Genomic DNA, 15,179 nt, shown 5'->3' with positions numbered 1-15,179 from the left:
TATATTCAAAGCAAGCAACATGCTGTATTACGTTCCGCCCCCTGCCTGCAATCCTTTACGCTTCAAGGTTGGAAAGATATTTCTTCAACGGTTGCATATGATGCTGGTCATGCCATATAAAATCTTTAAGGTATTGCGGAATATAAAATACGTTCCCTTCTGCGTCCAAATACGTCTGATGAAGCTGTTCTTGCGCTAACCCTCGAATGTCATTCATAATTTTATGGCGGTACGTGATAGCCTTATTTACGATTTCGGACGTCTCTGTTCGGTTCCCGTACTCAATAGCTTTTCGATTAAACTCTTCAAAATTGATATGTTTCAACGTAACTTCCTGCTTCAGCGCAATCTTCTCAATCGCTTCCTTGTAAAAATATCGGTCCCATAACATGATATGACTTACGATTGATTTTATCGTCCATTTCCCTTCTTCCAAGCTCGAATTCCAGGTCTTCTCTTCAAGATGATTCATCGTCTTAGCAAACAACGCCCATTCTTCAAAAGTTTGAAGCAAATCTTCAATCTCTTTGGTCATGATTACATTTCCCCCTTCTTTCTTTTTGAGATGATTCACTGCCCTATATGTTCTCTTCGGTTCCGATTCATCCATCCCAAAGCATAATCAACCATCTCTCTTTGGGGTATCATATAACTCACAGCGTTCCCTACCATTCCTTCGGTAACAGCGTTAGTCTGGATCTTAAACTCATTAAAAATTAATTCAAAATCATCCGATTCATTGTTAATATCATCGTATGTAGTCCATTGTTCAAGTCCATCCACCAGCATTTTTACTCCCCAGACTTTTGGCTTAACAAATGTATTCTGCTGTTTATATTCGGCCAGGTGCAGGGAGGTGTTACTATTTGTAGGTGCACCAAGTAACAGAATGTATCCACTCAAATCATAGATTTTTCCTAACGGAGATTTCTCATTTAAATGTATAATGCAAGTTGTGATCTTCCGTTATCCGTTTTGCCTCTTTCCCCCAGGCAGCAAAAGACATGTGCGGATGTGAGCTTCGAAACACACCATCTTGCCTCCGAAACACCTCAGGAATGATGCCCATATACGAGGTTGGTGTTAAGTCAGGATAATAAATAGGCATATTGTCTTTGATGAACTCAATTTCCTCTGAAGACAGGTTCGCGTCATGCTCTGAAGGTTCACAAAGATGTTCTGTTTGAGTGGGCATGACAATGGTTCCATTGGTTCCAACGGCTTCTTCCAGAGCTAAAATAACACTTACCGGGCCGCCTATAACCTTACCTGTTGCTTTGAAGGAGGAATGAACGATTATCGTCATGCCCTTCTTAATACCTAATCGTCTTAAATCATTAATCAGAGTGTTTTTTGTAATTCCATTGAATTCCTCCTTTAATCCTCCAGACCAAAGCAGACAAAGTTGTTACTAGATATCGATTCCACTACAGTTTCGAAATATCATCTTTATATATTTTTCAATGGTTCATGATTGGTCTTGAACAGTGCTGCAATAATCCTCTCCGCACATTCTTCGGGTGTGTTCATACTTGTATCAATCGAATAGCTATAGTGGATGTGTTTGGCCATAATTTGATGTTGCTCATCCGATTGCTCTTCTCTGCGATCACCACGCTCAATGTTACGCTGACGACAGATGTCGAGAGGGCAATATAACTCAACGATATCCAGTGGATACCCTTCAAAAATCTGTTTGACTTGTTCATAATGCGGCGCGAGCTCTTTTCTTTCAACCAGTATGCCATCGATCAGAACATGCTTGCCATGGTCTGAGAATACTTTTGCCGTATGATACATCATTACAATCGCTTCACTCAGATACTTCCAGTAATCCGTCTGAAGATGTTTATCACCGATCGTATTTTCAAAAAGATCATTAGCGACCACATAGAAAAACGGATCATCGTATGATTGCATCGCCTCTACAATTGAAGTTTTACCAGAGCTCGTTACACCGTTCAAAAATATAATTTTGCCTTTTTCCATGAAAGTCATCTTCCTTTGCTTAAGTATAATTTTGTAAACGCAATACAGCGTGTACTACGTGTGTTTCATTGATTTTTTGAGCAGCATGATCTGGCCAATATGATAGGCATTATGAATGCATAGATTCGATACAACTCCCCACCAGGGCGCGTTAAAATAGGAAGGAATTTCACGGGTCAATTTATGTTCATCGCTATCTTCGAGTGCCCTGTTCCAATCACTAAAAACGGTTTTCAGTCTATGTAGTGTCTTGCGCCACTCCACATCGTTCAGGTTAGACGGATCTATGTCAAATGTATCCTCATTATTCACTGAATGCAGCCCGTCGACCTGTTCGGCAACATATCTCTCAAGCCACCTCTCATTCCAGAAAATAAGATGATTGACGATCGCCCAAATGGAATGCTCTCCCTCATTCTTTACATAAGCGGCTTCCGCAGCATTGAGGTCTGTCAACATATCATGAAGTGGAGTAAACCAGCTCTGATCATGATAACAGGCATTTAATTGGTCTATGAGAATAGCTTTGTAACTCATCGTAGCACCTCACTCAAAATAATATAAAATTTATCCGTTCATTGAATTCGCAATCTTCATCACAAGATCTTCTGACATATTTCTGCCAATGATCTCGTATTGCAGTGCCTTCCCATGCACATCCTCTTCGATCCATATCAATTGGGAAGTTTCGTTATTGAAAATATAAAATGCTTCGACGCCACGTAAGGCTACCTGTTTAACCTTAGTACCATCATGATCAGGCAATGCGATCCGGCTTTTTGTTGTCCCGAAAATGTTAAGTTTATAACCACCGTATTCTTTATACGTGATGCTGATGCCCACAACCTTCTTATTGGGCTTCAGGTCTCGTATCACTACATTTCTGCCTAACCTGTTACTTTCTTCAATCATTTCATCGATTTCTTGCGGAGTTAGATTATCAAATCCATAAAACACATGAATGGCATCGATATCAGAATCGATCGGAAATTTCGGCTGCCATGGAGAATAAAATTTCTGCAATTGTTCCAACCCGTCTTCCCATGGAATGGCTGCATAATTGGTCTGTTGCGTGAATTGGTTCTCTGTAGCATCTGCGGTATAAATCGCCTTCCCCTCACCAGGCTTTAAGTCAATGACGATCCGGTCAATCGCACTATCTTTGCGTAAGGATTCAATTTGAATTTTCCCAAGCACATCTCCGCTTTTGTTTTTGATATCCATTGATCTTCACTCCTTTCCTTTCAAAACATCTTCCTGATCCTCATATAATAGAAGCTGAGCCCTGCAGAAGATAAAGCGATCATGAGGACTCCATACATGTAGATGGTCCGCAAGATATCCTCGTAACCAAAACTCGTCGTTTATTCGTCTGAGATAAAAACCTTTTGGAAAATCAATATCCTCTGTAAGGGCTTCAGATGCTATAGTAATGGAGCCGGACGGAGCTTTCCTCTCCTCTGAAATATGGGTAGAAACTATCTCGGGCTGATCCAAATATTGCAGTCTTAGATAAGGTCCTAACTCAACCGGACAACAATCCAACCCAAGTTCATTTGCTCTTCGAAATAACTGGAGAGTTGTAGCACCATCCGAAAATCCAAGTTGTCTGACGGTCAACTCAACCGTTTGCAAGCTTTGCTTTGTATTGGAGACTATAAATCTCTCATCATTTAACAACTGTTTTCCATATTTATTCAATAAAATAGAGTGTTGGTCCAATTTCTGACTAAGCTGTGGCTTTGTTAAGCCGCCAACGTCTACTATTCTTATTTCAACTGAACAGTCAGGATATATTTTCTCGTCTTCAATCAACATTCGTATCCCCCTAAACCCTCGGTAAATGATAGTAGCTGACCAAAGTTCCTCATTAAAAATTCAATTCACAATCATGGTGTTCCCACACATCAAATATGTTGCCGTCCAAATCTTCTAACACAAAAAACTTCCCATAGTGTCCCTCATCACTAATATCCCCTACTTTCACATTCTCTGATGTTAAATAGTTATGTAAAGCAGCAATATCATCAGTGAAAAATGTAATGACCCATCTCTTTCTCTGATGAATTTCAAATGTCGCTCGTGTTTCATTATCGCTTTGGATCAAGTCCAAAATTGGGCGATCACCCCGAGATAAACTCAAATATCCTTCGCGTTGGTGGCGAATGTTAAATCCAAAATGTTTTACGAACCAGGCAGCTGACACTTCTAACTCTTTCACTGGAATCACATTATATGCAATGCCCAGAATCCTTCCATTACCCATATGTTACCTCCACACTTGAGATGTGTATAAGACCCTACCACCCTTGCGATGTTATACAAGATTTAATTTGAGCAATATGATGCTGACCATGCCATACAAATCTTTGAATCGCGATATCCAGTGTAATTGTACCTAACACTTCTGTTCGGAGTTTTCGTCTAAACTGATCCCGATGTAAACCATACAACAGCGAGAGAAATCGCTTGTGTAGTATTTCCATCAGCAAAATTGAATCTTCAATGGGCGCACTCCTGTAATCATCTAATGATGCCCATAAATCCTCTCGATATGAGCTTGCCATCGGTTCATCTTCAGTCAAGCTCTCTTAAATCTGATATAAGCGTTCATGTCATTGTCCGCAAGGTGGTGCACAATCTGTGTGATTGTCCAACCGCCTTCACGATAAGGAGTACAGAGTTGATCAGCATTGAGATGTTGTGTAATCTCTTTTAAGGTCTTCGTAATTCCGGGAATTTGACCTATAATGTGAACTCGGTCCTCATTAGTGGTGTTAAGACTTGGCTCAAAGTGTCCGATCGGAAAGCGTATATTTTCATCCAAGGCTGAATACCTCCATTTCCCTACTATAGAACCAAATGATATCCAATATAACCCACAATGTTCCATTTGCGAAGTGTAAAAGTGAAAAAAGAAGCAACCTTTATTTTCAGGCTGCTCCTTATATTAACCTACTCTTATATCTATATCCTAATAAGAAAACTAGCGCAATTAAACCTGAGTTACGAAGGTAAAATCATATAAAAAGAGCTCCTATCTATGGTAGAATGGTGTTTGTTTAGAACATCACCAACCATGAGAGGAGCACCTTTTAAGATGGAATCTACCATAATGTAGAGCTTGTGGAGTGTCATGTGGAGTATATTTTCTCTAATTTATCGAGATCTCGTCTTCGGACAGAGGGAGTAAACCCGATAAGTGAATATATTGTGATCTAATGATTGCCCTTATTCTGAAAATTCAATCAAAAAAGGATGACTTTTCTCATCTAATGCATTGTGAATTCTGTCATAGAAATTCCCCCATGTTATCATTTGCCCAGCTTCTTCTAAAGTAAAGTAGCCCACCTCTTCACTTTCATCACTGGTAGTTAAAGCTCCACCAATCGGTTTTCCAGTAAATATATTGTTGCATACGCCGCGCGTTATGTTCTGATACAAACCACAAAATTTAATTAATTCAATGTCAATCCCTGTTTCCTCTTTCACTTCTCGTACTGCTGCCTGCCTAATAGTCTCTCCTTCTTCAACACAACCTTGAGGCATTTCCCAGCCTCTTCGACCTTTCATGAGTAAAATCTCATTATGTTCATTGAGAACGATTACACTAGCAGAAACGATAAATTTCATTCTAATTCCTCCTATGTTGGTTTATATAACCACTCTTCCTCTAATGGCTATGCTAAATGCCTAGAACTGAAAAGTGTTGTTATCTGATGATCCCAACTTCTTTGATAAACTCCCAAAATGCTATACCATATCTGAAATAAACATGGCTTTTGTGCCTTCTTCTGGCTTAAATCCAAATAATCCATAGAATTTTTCTGCACTATCATAGGATATAAGCACTTTTGTTTTGATATTAGAATATCGACTAAGCATTTGTTCCATCATTCTCTTTCCAATTCCTAATGATTGATATTCTTTGTGTACTAACATGTAATGAAAATATACTGTCATCACGCCGTCAGACAATGCATTTATTAAGCCAATTAATTTGGTACCATCCCATGCAGTAATAACCGTATGTGAGTTGTTTATTGCTTGTCTCAGATCTTCTGGGAAATCTCCTGATTTCCATTCCACAGAGTGAAACAGTTCTTGAATTGCTTGTGTATCAATGTCTTTTACTTCTTTGAAAATGATAGTCATAATATTGCTCCTATGCTTGTTGTTTTTTTTGGGAGTATTGGACAACGTTTCTGTAATAATGAAACCCAAAGGGGGTTGTCAGCTGAAAATCTTCTCAAAATCCATCGCAGCCCCAGGCTCCGAAGGAGCAATGCTTGAATATTATGTTATAGGATGGAATCGCTTCTAGAATTGACCTTCACGATTTATTTTTCTCCTGGTACGTATTCAATCAAATCAGATAATTTACAATTAAATGTATCGCATAGCTTGAGTAAGGTTTCCAGCTTTGTTGTTTCTATATTTGTTTCCCTATAGAGCTTATTGATCGAATTCCGACTTAAGCCCGATTTTGCCATCAATTCTGTTATATCATCTATTCGATGTTCCGCCATGAGTTCTCGTATACTACACTTGATTATGTTCATCTTTTCCCCTCCATAATTCTATCTTATCTTTCATATTAGCAATCATCAACAGAACCACTGATAAGGATACGTTTAGATTTGCTCTATACTAAGCTTCTGGAGTGTCATAGGGAGTACACTCAGCTTTCTGCTGAGAGAGATGAATATTTTAAAACACTTCGTGATGCTTTGCCCGATCAACTTCAACATACAGTTTTTCTTTACGAAGACGCACAAATCTCACTCCAATCCATCTTAGAAAGAAGTATCTACATACAAGGTTTCAAAGATGCCCTACAACTATTTAGTGAATTGCAGAATTCTAATATATAAGAGGGTTAGTGATGCTGTACTGAATTAGCCCGCAATGCCTTTAATTTCTTGTAGTAAATTCTTGTATATATTTTTTTTGATCTTGTACATAGTGTTCAGTGTAATTAGTTCCTTTAAAACCTTCTATTACACTTCTCCAAAAGGTCCTTGCCGGAAGATTGCTCTCCATTTGCGAAATCTTCCAATTCGCTTTGTACATCTTAAATGCTTCTATTGCTGCTTTACGACCTATGCCCGATCTTCTGTATTTCTGTAAAACCATAAAATCGTATATCACATGCGTCGGATCTGGATCAGTATCCATATTCTCAAAAAGGACTACTATAAAACCAACGATTATACCTGCTCTTTCTATAAAAAATGGATTCCATCTTTCGTCGCCTTCCCAATAATAATCTATGTTTACTTCAAATTTTCCGTTTCTATCTATATCTCGACCTGTATATTTACTGAAGTCATACTCGTACAATTCATATAAATTAATTAGTATACTTTTATCTTCAGGATTTACTGGGACAAGTTTTAATTCCATATTTGCATCTAACTCCTTTTGTTTTTTTCAATGCATTTCGTGGTTTCATCTAACGTATGTCCATTCCTGACTTTGATTCTCCTTAGATAGCTCTTATCTTAAGTAAACTCAATGTGTCGTCTGGATTCACTTCATCGAAACTTCGCAGGCGACCAAGGCCTGGCATCCCCGCAGCTTGAATACATTGTTATATGCCGTTACTGACTTCGAAGCATCACCTAACACCTTCGATCCAGATTCCAACTCTATTTTTTACTTTGGTATAGAAACTCAACTTCACCATCTAACAAATATCGATATTCAAATAATTGCATTGTTCTTTCCCTAATTCTCTCCCGTATAACCGTGCCTAGGCTTACCGATCCTTGTGATCCTAGGTAACCATTATTAATAAATTTCTTCTCAACAAATTTTGTTTCCCTTAAGTGATACTGTAACCATTCTTTCTGCGATTCAATTAGTGCTTCTCCTGGTTCTTCATCCAACTTAGAAAGAAGCTCTTTATATATTTGATTCAACTCTTTATCCCAAATCTCTGTATATTTGCTTTCCAACGCCCCCCATCCCATTGTTGTAATAATCTCTTTTGAATTTTGAGCCTCATTAAATTCCACTTCATAATCATGATCTATAGGATTTCGAAGCATTTCATCATAAAATTCTCCTTTTAAATCAAGGTTCCCAATGCTCATGGGTAATATTTTTTTTATTGTTAGCAGTATCTGATAGACCTTCCGTTATTTCTTTTAATTCTGTTCCATCACCTGTACTCACTGCTTCAGGAGGCAGTTCAGAATTCATTATTGATTTAGTTTCGCTGTTCAAGGTAGTCGATTGACTACTATTTTGGCAAGATGAAAACACTATCGTAATAAAAAATAATAAGAGTATCTTACCTTTCATAAACGAATCTCCTTTAATGGCGCATAAAGTTACTGTATCGCGACTGGGTCAAAGACTCAGCCTCGTAGGAGTTGTCTGTCTGATACGACTTCCTCGAAATATCTCTGGAAGACCAAGGCGCATTAGCCTCGCGAGTGTGAAAATTTGTTAGCGGATGTCTTAGCCAATTGAACTACCTACAAATTATTTCACATTTATTAAGAACTTTATTTACAAATTCGGTCTTCCCATCCGTATAAGACTGGCGATTTTCTCTATATTTAATAGCAAGTTCTTTCTTTAAATTGGCATATTCGACTACAAATTCAGGATTGCTAATTAATGTATCTCTGAAGGAAATATGTCTTAATAACTCTTTACTCTCTTTATTACAAACATATAGATGATGTTCAGGTTTCTGTATTTTCACTATACTATAGGGAACATTTGCATCTTTCCTTGCAAAAGCTTCTCTGTTCTCAACACCCAAATTCCCTTCATGATCGTAACCTAAACTTTCTAATCCTTGAATTACATCTGGGAGCAATGCCATAGAATCAATTACTACATCAATATCTAAAATAGGTTTTGCCGCTAGTCCAGGTACTGCAGTACTACCAACGTGCTCGATTCTAAGTACTAGATCCCCGAGTCTATGTTCTAAGATAGATTTCAGATCAAAAAACATTTCAGGCCATTCATTGTTGTAATCTTCAATAATTATTGACTTTATACGCATCCTTGAGATCCCCCGCAAAAAATAAAGTATTTACGAATATTTCCGATAATGTTCCTTTGAACCCGAGAGGCTTAAGATAATACCTTCCTCCAATTAACCCACAATCATTATTTAAAGATAGTTGTGAATATCTCTTCGAGATTTTCCCACTCATTCCCTATCCAAATCATTTCTTCGATAAACCGACTCATAGCTTTATCTTGACTAAACTTTTCATGTACCCACTTAAACTCTTTGTACCAAGTTAATTTAATCGATAGTACCAACTGTTCAATCGTAAGATTAGTATGAATTCTATAACCATCAATATATGCCCTAGTTGACTCAACATTTAATTTCCCGTCATCTAAAAGTGCACTTGAGAGTATCGCGCGGGAAATGTCGAAATCTGAATATACGTAGTGTAGTCTATCAAAATCTAAAATATCTTCTAGCCTATCTTCGTAAAATAATAAATTGTCGACATGCATATCCCAATGCGCCCAACCTTTAGCACACTCATTAAATATATCCAAATCTAATTTTTCAAGAATAATTCTTTGTTTCTGTACCGCTTCTATGTATCTTTTATTAGTCACTTTTTTCATTTCATTTAGATTGGTTTGTATCTTTTCAAACATCTTTGCCTTTGAAGGCAACTCCCATTGTAAGGATGGTAATTTTGGCATATGTATATTCATCCACATATGCATACGACCAGTAGCTTCACCAAGACTATACATCTGAAGGCTGTTTAATTGCCCTGCTTCTATTAAATTTCCAGTACTAACACCAGAAATCATATAGTCCTCCCCGGATGATGTGGTATGAATATACTCACTGTTGAAACTATATATTGGCTGACAAGGAATCCCATCAAGATGCATAAGATGTTGATACTTTAGTGCTTCTTTAACCCCATCTAATCCGCGTCGATACCTTATCTTGCAATATTGTTTAACAAAGATGGGCCCAATCTCAGTTGTCATAATCCACTTTAAATTACCATAACCCAGATAGTTTGGTTCAACTGCATGTACAATCCATCCATATTTTGTTTCGATATCTTTCATAATATCGTTTTGTACGGATTCAGTATACATACTACTCATCACTTCACCATCTTTCAGATATTTTTTTTTTGCCTTGATTCCAGATAACGTTGTTGTATTCATGCACTCGAGAGACTACTTAAAGGTAGTATCAACCACCGGGTCTAAGACTTATCCTAGTAGGAGGTGTCTGCCCGTTAGTAAGTCCCGTTGGGTGATGCAACTACTTTACGAGGAGTCATCTAACCACCTGATAGCAGAGACCAATAGCTCCCGACTTGAAAGTTTTATTTTCAATAAGTTTAAGATTGGTCTTCTCTTGTAGTCCTTGAAACAATGGCAAACCGCTACCGATCAGGGCAGGAGAAACTGTGATTTTGTACTCATCGATTAGATCAAGACCCATCACATGGTGTGCAAACCTTGGACTGCCTAGGATTACCATATCCTTGCCTGGCTGCTGTTTGAGGTTCCTAATCTCTTCCTCGACATCTTCTTTCACCAGTCTGGAATTGTTCCATTCCACTTTCTCCAGCGTTGTGGAAAATATGATTTTGGCTGTCTTTTCGATCCACTCGGCATGATTCCGTTCATACGGTGAAGCTGATGGGTCTGAAGACACAGATGGCCAGTAATTATACATCATCTGATAAGTTCCACGTCCCCAAAGGACAGTGTCGGCAGTACTCAAAACTTCTTGTGCGTGTTTCTCCAAATCAGCATCGTAGGAAACCCAGCCAATGTCCATTTCACCGTTCGGCCCTTCTACAAACCCATCAAGTGAAGCGTGCAGAAATAAAACGAGTTTTCTCATTTTCAGATCTCCTTTATTAATATGATGTAATGTATTGAATACAAGATATTCATCTAACGTTCCTATATTCACGACCCGAGCCGACCTTAGATAGCTCTTATCTTAGGTCGGCTCGGATGTCATCAGAAATATTCCTATAATTATACATCGGAATGATCAAGGAGCGTAAGCCCCGATACATGGATATAATATTAGATGAAGTCAGTTGCTTGTAACATTAACTCAATCCTTCTCTTACAATTTTCAACAATTCCTCTTTATGGTTCGGGTGACATGCAATTAAATAAGGTTCTTCTTTCATTCCATTAAACTTATTTCCTTCAAAATCTATAACAAGTCCCCCCGCTTCCTTCACCATTAAGATACCTGAATACAAGTCATCACCTTCAGAATTGTACAGAACAATTCCATCAATATCTCCTTTGGCCAACATACACCATTGAAGCGTTGGAGCCCATAATCTTAACATTCGTTTAAATCTAATATCAATGTATTGTCTTAGTTTTACTGCTTGTGGGTCGTTTTGTACTCTGTGACCTTGAATCCAACCTATATTTCCTTTGAAAATATTCGGGTTACTCTTCATTTGTATTTGTCGATTATTACAGCTTGCCCCTTCACCAATAACAGATACAAATAAACGTTCTGTTAGAGGTTCATAGACCACTCCAAGAACAGGCTCTCTTTTGTACATTAAGGTAATTGATATCGAAAAAACAGGTAAACCAATTGCAAAATTATTAGTTCCATCTAAAGGATCAATTAACCATAACCAATCGTGCTTAGTTCCGATAAGCCCTGCCTCTTCACTGTGTATCTGATGATTTGGAAATACGTCTTGTATTTGTTTGATGATGATTTCTTCACAGATATGATCTACTTCAGTAACTACATCCCCAAATTCATCTTTAGATCTCAGTTCAACAAAGTTATCAAACTTTTCTTTAGAGATTAGACCTGCTTCGCGAATAATTCTTATCGCAATCTCTTTTGCGGTTTGAATAATCTTACGATCCATTACGCACCTCATATTGATTTTGATTTTAACTGATTTCATCTAACATTTTGTGTTCACGACGACTGGCTGGATACATTCTTCTGTTTATAGTTTCTACCCGACCATGGAGCACTAGCGACGATGCTTAAACATTTGGTTAGGCAATGTCGTGGCCCTCCATGATTACCCTTACATACTCATCCCAATCCTTACCGTCTGTATTGATTTCGATTGTTGGCACTCTTGAGATTTGAGCTTGATGTCTTAATACATTTTGGACTTTTAATAATTCATTTACCGACGATCTTACTTCTTCTTCTGTTTTATAGATCCATTCTTCGGATTGTCTGCTTTTGATTCTTTCTTCTACGACTTCGGGCGAGATTGTAAGCAAAATACACCTGGCGTTTAAAGACTCAAGCTGTTCTTCTATTTTATTTATCTCATCCAAATCCGAATCTGCAAATGCAGCTCTATGATTTAAGTGAAACCTCTCCAGAACATAAAATAGTCCCCTAGATCCTCTAGATGCAGGACCAAGTTGAATTGCCCAATCGTTAAGTTTCTTTAGCATTTCAACCCGCTCTTTAAGTAACTCAATGTGTTCTTCTCGCGTTAGACTCACATATTCTCCATATTTATTATTCAAAATTTGAGAATAATGTTCTCCAAGAATAACTACGCTCCGTTCTGAGGATTCTTCTTGTGATTGATAACGTTTAATCGCTTTTAATACTGAAGTCTTCCCGGCATTTGAGTACCCCTCAAGAATTACTCCTCTAATATGCATTCAATTCTCCTCTCACTAACCATTATTTTACCTAACGTTCCTGTAATCATAACGTTCAACATTAGTTTAAAGGGTTCGGTGAAGCGCTTCCACAAAATATGCTAGCAGACCAAGGCTCCGTGAGGAGCCGCTGCTTGAATATTATGTTAGCTGATGTTGTTACTTTTTTTAAAATCCCCCGATAGGTTCTTTAGTTTTTTGCTTTCAAAAGGTCTTCCCATTCTTCGATTGATAATTTATCGGATATATTTTTAAAGTTTTCAGGTACACTTACAAAACACATTAATTCTAAACTATTTCCATCTGGATCATTGAAGTAGACCGAAGCATTTCCCTGATTAGGCCTAACAAAAGGATCTATTGAAACTCTCTTCCCAAATGGAACTGGCTCTATTTCAATTGATTGAAGCCATTTCACACTGTCTCGAAGATCTTCATAACTCACTCGAAATGCTATATGCCTTAATGATGGATGATAAGAAGTGAGATACTCTTCACCTTGCCATAGACCGACCCAACTCTTTTCTTTTTCAATCCAGAAGAAAGCTGTATCTTCATCTCTCCAGGCCAGCTCTAATCCTAATTTAGAATAAAATTCAATTGATTGATGTAAGTTACTCACTGGTAAATGCGCTTCATACAACCCAAGTATCATTCTTTCTCCTTTCCGTCCAGAAGGCTTAGGGGTTGGATTAATTTCTGGAGGCAGCCATTTTATTTAAGGCGTTCTCAAAATAGCTATATACTTCATCTGCGATTTCCAGAAACTCTTCAACAGATACATCGCTATCCAAGTAACAAGCATAAAGATACTCAACTAAAGCGGAGTCAATATCGCAATAGTTTAATATAGCATTCTTCATCTTAATGATTTCGTCTTCCCATACCCCTGTATCTTCTAAAACCAAAGAGTATAATGCACGAATTAATCTCTTAGAGTAACCTTTAATATATCTAGTTTTCATTGCGTGATCACTAACATTAGAAAGTGAACGATGTACACGATCTACTTCCTCCTTGGTATCTGTATTTAAGTCTAAAATGAATTCTGGAGAAATTATGATCGGGGGTACTTTTTCACCAATATCCTCCCCATGTATACAAACACAAATGATCTTAATCCAAAAACCCCAATCGTTCGGTCTACTTAATACATCATCAATCGAGCAAATGATCGTATCCATCTTAGTGACGAATGGATATTCTTCCAAAAGCCTGTCTTTAATCATTGACAATCTTTCGTAATCAATATCTTCGGGATTTGCACATACAATAGTAAAGTCTGAATCTGACTTAAAAGGTTTAGCCGTTCCTTTGGGAATCGAGCCACACATATAAATGCTATGAATCTTATCTTTGAATTCGTAAAGTATACGATCCACATACTTATCAACCAAATCCTTATATTCACTTTGTATTGCAATTCTATTTATAACTTTTTCTAATATCATATAGACTCCTCCTAAAATAAGAACTTCATTCGGCTAACGTTTTTGTATTCCTGACGTTCAAGCAGCTTACCGTAGGGAACGGGCAATAGACTTAGTTGATTGAATGTGTCGCCTTAATCCACTTCTCCGATATCCTTCTTGGCGACCGAGGAGCAAGTGCGACGGTGTATGAATGTACTGTGAGATAAAGTAACCTTAAGTTACCCACAAAATCTTTCTAGACTTACAGCAACACCGTTTTCATCATTATTAACGGTTATTTCATCAGCGATTTCCTTCAATTCCCTAATCGCATTTCCCATAGCAATAGAATATCCCGCCATCTTAAAGAGGCCTACATCATTATGATCATCACCAAATACAATAACGGAATCCAATTCTGCATTATACAATTCACAGAGTTTAGTAATTGCCATTTCCTTAGATGCCATAAGAGGCATGATTTGTACTAATTTATTATTATCCGTAATTAGTATATTCACTCTACCCTCGAATTTTTCAAACAATCCAGAATTGTGATTATTGCCAGTCAGAAGTATCTTCGTAGCATCATATTGCTTTAATTCTTTTAAGGGTTTTACTATGGGGTTTGATTGTGTGTCCATTGAGCCAATATAATCAAGCTCTCTTAAACTAAACCACTCATCCTTCACTTCCATAGTCAGCTCAATTTGAGGGTCACACTTCAAACAGTAATCAAGAATTTCTGTAGTTACATTAGCAGGGATTGTTTCATTAATTTCTATCTTGGTTTCCTTACATATCACTTGAGCTCCGTTGTAATATACAAAAGCCCCGATATCTACTAATCCTTGTGGAAGCAACCAATTTACCGCCCTAGGCGGTCGAGCTGTTGCAAATATTATTCTCATTCCTTTCTGATAACAAGATAAGACCGCATCTACGTTTCTTTTAGATACTTCTTTCTTTGAATTTAATAATGTTCCGTCCAAGTCAAGAACTACAGTTGAATACTTCAATGAATCAACTCCCAATATAAACTTCTTCGTTATTTTATCTAACGTTGTTGTATTCACGACCCGTGAGGCTTAAAGGAGCGACTAAGTCGAAGAGTTAGCC

Annotated in this window: 24 protein-coding genes; 1 reads left to right on the top strand and 23 read right to left on the bottom strand. The window is 37.7% G+C overall.

Translation table 11 applies throughout. The annotated features are described in order from the left end of the window. Positions 1-55: 55 nt before the first annotated feature. From MHB85_RS12015 to MHB85_RS11960, 12 genes are all read right to left on the bottom strand, one after another. Positions 56-535, bottom strand: coding sequence for a DinB family protein (locus MHB85_RS12015; protein WP_179198549.1), 480 nt, complete (start codon positions 533-535; stop codon positions 56-58). Between the two features lie 35 nt (positions 536-570). Further along, positions 571-903, bottom strand: a complete 333-nt coding sequence (locus MHB85_RS12010; RefSeq protein WP_179198550.1) for an AAC(3) family N-acetyltransferase — start codon at positions 901-903, stop codon at positions 571-573. A gap of 28 nt (positions 904-931) precedes the next feature. Then, positions 932-1,306, bottom strand: a complete 375-nt coding sequence (locus MHB85_RS12005) for an AAC(3) family N-acetyltransferase (RefSeq protein WP_091017115.1) — start codon at positions 1,304-1,306, stop codon at positions 932-934. Positions 1,307-1,449: 143 nt separating this feature from the next. Next, on the bottom strand, positions 1,450-1,989 hold the full coding sequence (locus MHB85_RS12000) for a phosphotransferase-like protein (RefSeq protein WP_091017117.1): 540 nt from the start codon (positions 1,987-1,989) through the stop codon (positions 1,450-1,452). Between the two features lie 54 nt (positions 1,990-2,043). Then, complete coding sequence (locus MHB85_RS11995) at positions 2,044-2,526, bottom strand: DinB family protein (RefSeq protein WP_192132215.1); 483 nt, start codon at positions 2,524-2,526, stop codon at positions 2,044-2,046. A gap of 30 nt (positions 2,527-2,556) precedes the next feature. Continuing rightward, the gene (locus MHB85_RS11990) at positions 2,557-3,213 is read right to left on the bottom strand and encodes a DUF4367 domain-containing protein (RefSeq protein ID WP_341072945.1); all 657 of its coding nucleotides are present in this window, start codon (positions 3,211-3,213) and stop codon (positions 2,557-2,559) included. Positions 3,214-3,219: 6 nt separating this feature from the next. Beyond that, positions 3,220-3,807 (bottom strand): helicase, encoded by a 588-nt coding sequence (locus MHB85_RS11985; RefSeq protein WP_341072943.1) that lies wholly within the window; start codon positions 3,805-3,807, stop codon positions 3,220-3,222. 52 nt (positions 3,808-3,859) lie between these two features. After that, the gene (locus MHB85_RS11980; RefSeq protein ID WP_192132221.1) at positions 3,860-4,255 is read right to left on the bottom strand and encodes a VOC family protein; all 396 of its coding nucleotides are present in this window, start codon (positions 4,253-4,255) and stop codon (positions 3,860-3,862) included. 34 nt (positions 4,256-4,289) lie between these two features. After that, entirely contained in the window at positions 4,290-4,556 is a 267-nt protein-coding gene (locus MHB85_RS11975) for a DinB family protein (protein ID WP_341074219.1), read from the bottom strand. A gap of 664 nt (positions 4,557-5,220) precedes the next feature. Next, complete coding sequence (locus MHB85_RS11970; protein WP_105598261.1) at positions 5,221-5,622, bottom strand: NUDIX hydrolase; 402 nt, start codon at positions 5,620-5,622, stop codon at positions 5,221-5,223. A gap of 120 nt (positions 5,623-5,742) precedes the next feature. Next, on the bottom strand, positions 5,743-6,144 hold the full coding sequence (locus MHB85_RS11965; RefSeq protein WP_192132223.1) for a GNAT family N-acetyltransferase: 402 nt from the start codon (positions 6,142-6,144) through the stop codon (positions 5,743-5,745). Between the two features lie 185 nt (positions 6,145-6,329). Further along, positions 6,330-6,551 carry a helix-turn-helix domain-containing protein gene (locus tag MHB85_RS11960; RefSeq protein WP_192132225.1) on the bottom strand — a complete coding sequence of 74 codons (222 nt, stop codon included), beginning with the start codon at positions 6,549-6,551 and terminating at the stop codon, positions 6,330-6,332. A gap of 57 nt (positions 6,552-6,608) precedes the next feature. On the opposite strand from MHB85_RS11960, the gene MHB85_RS11955 reads away from it, so the two are divergent. After that, positions 6,609-6,863 (top strand): hypothetical protein, encoded by a 255-nt coding sequence (locus MHB85_RS11955; RefSeq protein WP_244660944.1) that lies wholly within the window; start codon positions 6,609-6,611, stop codon positions 6,861-6,863. Positions 6,864-6,903: 40 nt separating this feature from the next. Here the strand turns inward: MHB85_RS11955 and MHB85_RS11950 are convergent, their stop codons facing one another. The 11 genes from MHB85_RS11950 to MHB85_RS11900 form a co-directional block, all read right to left on the bottom strand. Further along, on the bottom strand, positions 6,904-7,395 hold the full coding sequence (locus MHB85_RS11950) for a GNAT family N-acetyltransferase (protein ID WP_192132227.1): 492 nt from the start codon (positions 7,393-7,395) through the stop codon (positions 6,904-6,906). A gap of 245 nt (positions 7,396-7,640) precedes the next feature. Further along, complete coding sequence (locus MHB85_RS11945; protein ID WP_244660931.1) at positions 7,641-8,087, bottom strand: lysozyme inhibitor LprI family protein; 447 nt, start codon at positions 8,085-8,087, stop codon at positions 7,641-7,643. Further along, positions 8,068-8,298, bottom strand: coding sequence for a hypothetical protein (locus MHB85_RS11940; RefSeq protein ID WP_244660932.1), 231 nt, complete (start codon positions 8,296-8,298; stop codon positions 8,068-8,070). Before MHB85_RS11940 ends, MHB85_RS11945 begins: the two co-directional genes overlap by 20 nt. Positions 8,299-8,470: 172 nt before the next feature. Further along, positions 8,471-9,016, bottom strand: coding sequence for a GrpB family protein (locus MHB85_RS11935; RefSeq protein ID WP_192132229.1), 546 nt, complete (start codon positions 9,014-9,016; stop codon positions 8,471-8,473). Between the two features lie 107 nt (positions 9,017-9,123). Beyond that, the gene (locus MHB85_RS11930) at positions 9,124-10,170 is read right to left on the bottom strand and encodes a phosphotransferase (RefSeq protein ID WP_192132231.1); all 1,047 of its coding nucleotides are present in this window, start codon (positions 10,168-10,170) and stop codon (positions 9,124-9,126) included. A gap of 115 nt (positions 10,171-10,285) precedes the next feature. After that, positions 10,286-10,861, bottom strand: coding sequence for a dihydrofolate reductase family protein (locus MHB85_RS11925; RefSeq protein WP_192132234.1), 576 nt, complete (start codon positions 10,859-10,861; stop codon positions 10,286-10,288). Positions 10,862-11,078: 217 nt separating this feature from the next. Next, positions 11,079-11,879: an inositol monophosphatase family protein gene (locus tag MHB85_RS11920; protein WP_192132236.1), complete on the bottom strand. Its 801-nt coding sequence runs from the start codon at positions 11,877-11,879 to the stop codon at positions 11,079-11,081. Positions 11,880-12,015: 136 nt separating this feature from the next. Continuing rightward, the gene (locus MHB85_RS11915) at positions 12,016-12,648 is read right to left on the bottom strand and encodes a hypothetical protein (RefSeq protein ID WP_192132238.1); all 633 of its coding nucleotides are present in this window, start codon (positions 12,646-12,648) and stop codon (positions 12,016-12,018) included. 190 nt (positions 12,649-12,838) lie between these two features. Next, positions 12,839-13,303, bottom strand: a complete 465-nt coding sequence (locus MHB85_RS11910; RefSeq protein ID WP_192132239.1) for a VOC family protein — start codon at positions 13,301-13,303, stop codon at positions 12,839-12,841. A 37-nt stretch (positions 13,304-13,340) separates the two neighbouring features. After that, complete coding sequence (locus tag MHB85_RS11905; RefSeq protein WP_192132241.1) at positions 13,341-14,099, bottom strand: nucleotidyltransferase; 759 nt, start codon at positions 14,097-14,099, stop codon at positions 13,341-13,343. 200 nt (positions 14,100-14,299) lie between these two features. Continuing rightward, positions 14,300-15,079, bottom strand: a complete 780-nt coding sequence (locus MHB85_RS11900; RefSeq protein ID WP_341072941.1) for a Cof-type HAD-IIB family hydrolase — start codon at positions 15,077-15,079, stop codon at positions 14,300-14,302. Positions 15,080-15,179 lie beyond the last annotated feature (100 nt).

The organism is Paenibacillus sp. FSL K6-4396, from assembly GCF_038002525.1.
Classification (GTDB): domain Bacteria; phylum Bacillota; class Bacilli; order Paenibacillales; family Paenibacillaceae; genus Paenibacillus; species Paenibacillus amylolyticus_B.
The sequence above is the reverse complement of the archived record's forward strand: the minus strand, read 5'-3'. Positions and strand labels throughout refer to the sequence as shown.

What these genes read in the sequence shown, in the direction of transcription:
- MHB85_RS11920 (WP_192132236.1), bottom strand. Translation starts at nt 11,879, where the DNA reads ATGGATCGTAAGATTATTCAAACCGCAAAAGAGATTGCGATAAGAATT.
- MHB85_RS11980 (WP_192132221.1), bottom strand. Translation starts at nt 4,255, where the DNA reads ATGGGTAATGGAAGGATTCTGGGCATTGCATATAATGTGATTCCAGTG.
- MHB85_RS11905 (WP_192132241.1), bottom strand. Translation starts at nt 14,099, where the DNA reads ATGATATTAGAAAAAGTTATAAATAGAATTGCAATACAAAGTGAATAT.
- MHB85_RS11960 (WP_192132225.1), bottom strand. Translation starts at nt 6,551, where the DNA reads ATGAACATAATCAAGTGTAGTATACGAGAACTCATGGCGGAACATCGA.
- MHB85_RS11965 (WP_192132223.1), bottom strand. Translation starts at nt 6,144, where the DNA reads ATGACTATCATTTTCAAAGAAGTAAAAGACATTGATACACAAGCAATT.
- MHB85_RS11975 (WP_341074219.1), bottom strand. Translation starts at nt 4,556, where the DNA reads ATGGCAAGCTCATATCGAGAGGATTTATGGGCATCATTAGATGATTAC.
- MHB85_RS12015 (WP_179198549.1), bottom strand. Translation starts at nt 535, where the DNA reads ATGACCAAAGAGATTGAAGATTTGCTTCAAACTTTTGAAGAATGGGCG.
- MHB85_RS11915 (WP_192132238.1), bottom strand. Translation starts at nt 12,648, where the DNA reads ATGCATATTAGAGGAGTAATTCTTGAGGGGTACTCAAATGCCGGGAAG.
- MHB85_RS12000 (WP_091017117.1), bottom strand. Translation starts at nt 1,989, where the DNA reads ATGGAAAAAGGCAAAATTATATTTTTGAACGGTGTAACGAGCTCTGGT.
- MHB85_RS11950 (WP_192132227.1), bottom strand. Translation starts at nt 7,395, where the DNA reads ATGGAATTAAAACTTGTCCCAGTAAATCCTGAAGATAAAAGTATACTA.
- MHB85_RS11985 (WP_341072943.1), bottom strand. Translation starts at nt 3,807, where the DNA reads ATGTTGATTGAAGACGAGAAAATATATCCTGACTGTTCAGTTGAAATA.
- MHB85_RS11930 (WP_192132231.1), bottom strand. Translation starts at nt 10,170, where the DNA reads ATGAATACAACAACGTTATCTGGAATCAAGGCAAAAAAAAAATATCTG.
- MHB85_RS11925 (WP_192132234.1), bottom strand. Translation starts at nt 10,861, where the DNA reads ATGAGAAAACTCGTTTTATTTCTGCACGCTTCACTTGATGGGTTTGTA.
- MHB85_RS11910 (WP_192132239.1), bottom strand. Translation starts at nt 13,303, where the DNA reads ATGATACTTGGGTTGTATGAAGCGCATTTACCAGTGAGTAACTTACAT.
- MHB85_RS11940 (WP_244660932.1), bottom strand. Translation starts at nt 8,298, where the DNA reads ATGAAAGGTAAGATACTCTTATTATTTTTTATTACGATAGTGTTTTCA.
- MHB85_RS12005 (WP_091017115.1), bottom strand. Translation starts at nt 1,306, where the DNA reads ATGACGATAATCGTTCATTCCTCCTTCAAAGCAACAGGTAAGGTTATA.
- MHB85_RS11935 (WP_192132229.1), bottom strand. Translation starts at nt 9,016, where the DNA reads ATGCGTATAAAGTCAATAATTATTGAAGATTACAACAATGAATGGCCT.
- MHB85_RS11970 (WP_105598261.1), bottom strand. Translation starts at nt 5,622, where the DNA reads ATGAAATTTATCGTTTCTGCTAGTGTAATCGTTCTCAATGAACATAAT.
- MHB85_RS11995 (WP_192132215.1), bottom strand. Translation starts at nt 2,526, where the DNA reads ATGAGTTACAAAGCTATTCTCATAGACCAATTAAATGCCTGTTATCAT.
- MHB85_RS11945 (WP_244660931.1), bottom strand. Translation starts at nt 8,087, where the DNA reads ATGAGCATTGGGAACCTTGATTTAAAAGGAGAATTTTATGATGAAATG.
- MHB85_RS11990 (WP_341072945.1), bottom strand. Translation starts at nt 3,213, where the DNA reads ATGGATATCAAAAACAAAAGCGGAGATGTGCTTGGGAAAATTCAAATT.